The sequence below is a fragment of the Pedobacter sp. 10L46_2 genome, assembly GCF_056395165.1.
The window spans coordinates 1-2,430 of sequence record NZ_JBFTIZ010000524.1 but is presented as its reverse complement, the minus strand read 5'-3'; the positions used below and the strand labels follow the sequence as shown (position 1 = coordinate 2,430).

Here is a 2,430-nt window from a genome sequence, read left to right as displayed (position 1 = left end):
GCTCCTCATCTCAGCGTTTTTGGATATGTGGGTAGGGTTATAGCTAACTGCCGGCGGTGTTATCCTGAGAAATTTGGGTATGTTATCGAATTGCGATTAGAAATTTAACATTTTTCTGGTTTTATGCTGAGTTAGCATTGAATTTTTGCAGGGTATCCATTTGCTTTATTCTTTAATAATGCTGACTGTAACTTTCGATCTTCTTCGAAAGTCAGTATTGAGGTACGTAAAGGGTGTCAATTAAAATTCTGATTTTGTACTTATGCTTAAAAATTTGTAATTTTAACATTATTGTAATTAAAAATTTAACAAACGCTCCCATTTAAGTCAAATTGACCTTAGATTTTTGCATCCTAAATCTTCAAACTATGGATAAGCACACTCCTTTACATTTGCAGGAAATTATATTTTCTTCAAGTAATCCTTCGATTAGCAGAAGTATTTCCTATCTGGAAAGATCAGGGCAGCTTAAGAAGATTGCTCCCAGGATTTATACGTCTAATTTAAATGAATCTCCTGAAACCATCATTCGGAGAAACCTCTTTAAAATCATTGGTCATTTGTTTCCAGGGATTATGTTGAGTCATCGTACAGCTTTGGAGTATAAACCCACAAGTACGGGTGATATGTTCTTTACTTATCCTTCACAGCGGATAGTTAAACTTCCTGGAATTACTTTAAATCTTATGAAAGGTCCGGGGACAATGGAAAGGGATACTTTAAATGAAAACTTGCGTGCATCCAGTCAGGAACGGGCATTCTTAGAGAATCTTCAGGAATCACGTAAGCCCGGCCCCAAATCTAAAACATTAACCATACCTGAATTAGAAGAACGATTGGATAATATTGCAAGGAGCCGTGGTGAACAAGGGCTTAACGAATTCCGTGATCAGGCACGTCATATCAGCGAAGAATTGGGGATGCAAAAAGAATTCGAGAAGCTTAATAAATTAGTCGGTGCTATTCTGACCACGAAACCATCCAGTATTTTAAGATCTCCTCTAGCTATTGCAAGAGCGTTTGGTCATCCTTATGATCCTGTAAGGATCGCACTGTTTGAAAAGCTTTTTGTAGAGCTGAATTACTCCTGATTCTCCCGACAGACTTATGGAAATTCTCCAGTATCGGCATAAAATTTTACTTAGCGCAAGACCCTCGAAAAACCCCGGGTTATTTAAGGCCAGAAACAATCAGGCTGGCGATACATCATTTGTAGACCATGGGTTAGTAACCGGGACATTGACGCAAGCCTTTGATTTTTATAAGGGGCTGAAGAATCCTTTTGCAAAAGCAGTTTATATGATGTTTATGATTAGTGAGGTGCATCCCTTTGATGATGGAAATGGAAGGATTGCACGAGTGATGATGAATGCTGAATTGGTTTCAGCAAGACAGACTAAGATTATCATTCCGACAGTATTTCGAGAAGATTACCTTGGAGGATTACGCGGGCTTACCCGAAGACAAGAGCCAGATACCTATATCAGGATGCTGCAAAGAGCACAGCTTTTTAGTTCTGTGTTGGTTGGGGAGGATATGGCTAAAATGCAGGAGATACTGGAATATAGCAATGCATTTAAAGAGGGTGAAGATTATATTCTCCAATTTGTTGACCCAAGTGCTTAGGCCAAAGAATGGGTTTCGACCGAATAGTATGGTGGTAGACTAAAGAAATGGATTGTCGAAAATTGCTAAAACAGATTTGCCAGGAGATTTTTAAAAAATGCGCTAATCGTGTAACAACAGGAGGTTTAGGTGTATGGATGCAAAAATCACGGTGTTGACATTAGGGAAAACCATGACCAGAGGGATCAAAAAAAGAGGACGCCCGATGTGGTGCGTCCTCTCAGCTTAGGGAGGTTAGGTATTAATAGGGACTTAATTCCAATTCATTTCCTTTACTTCATTATATACTTTTTTGATTCCTTCTTCGAGGGATACTTTTGCTTTCCAGCCTTGTGCATTTAATTTGCTTACATCCATTAATTTTCTGGGTGTGCCATCTGGTTTAGAAAGGTCTTTGATGACTTCACCCTGGTAGCCCACAACTTTTACCACAAGGTCGGCTAAGTCTTTAATGGAGATGTCTTCGCCTACGCCAATGTTAACCAGGCCTGGTTCGTTGTAAGTTTCCATCAGGTGGATGCAGGCATCCGCAAGATCATCTACATATAGAAACTCTCTTTTTGGTGTTCCTGTGCCCCAGATGGTCACTGAAGGCTCTGCATTGTTTTTTGCAGCAATTACCTTTCTGATCAATGCGGGTAAAACATGTGAGTTGTTCAGGTCGTAATTGTCATTAGGGCCGTACAGATTGGTAGGCATAACAGAGATGTAATTACAGCCATATTGTGACCGGTAAGCATCACACATTTTAATGCCGGCGATCTTTGCGATGGCATACGGCTCATCGGTTTGGCTCATCGGTTT

Annotated in this window: 3 protein-coding genes; 2 read left to right on the top strand and 1 reads right to left on the bottom strand. The window is 40.0% G+C overall.

Features of this window, described 5'->3' with window-relative positions; genetic code table 11:
• Positions 1 to 368 precede the first annotated feature (368 nt).
• Positions 369 to 1,091, top strand: coding sequence for a hypothetical protein (locus AC1DDX_RS27465; protein WP_477623039.1), 723 nt, complete (start codon positions 369 to 371; stop codon positions 1,089 to 1,091).
• A gap of 16 nt (positions 1,092 to 1,107) precedes the next feature.
• Positions 1,108 to 1,626, top strand: coding sequence for a Fic family protein (locus tag AC1DDX_RS27460; protein WP_477623038.1), 519 nt, complete (start codon positions 1,108 to 1,110; stop codon positions 1,624 to 1,626).
• Positions 1,627 to 1,878: 252 nt separating this feature from the next.
• Here AC1DDX_RS27460 and AC1DDX_RS27455 read toward each other — a convergent pair.
• Positions 1,879 to 2,430: NAD-dependent epimerase/dehydratase family protein (locus tag AC1DDX_RS27455; protein WP_477623037.1), on the bottom strand; the 552-nt coding region annotated here is incomplete at its 5' end.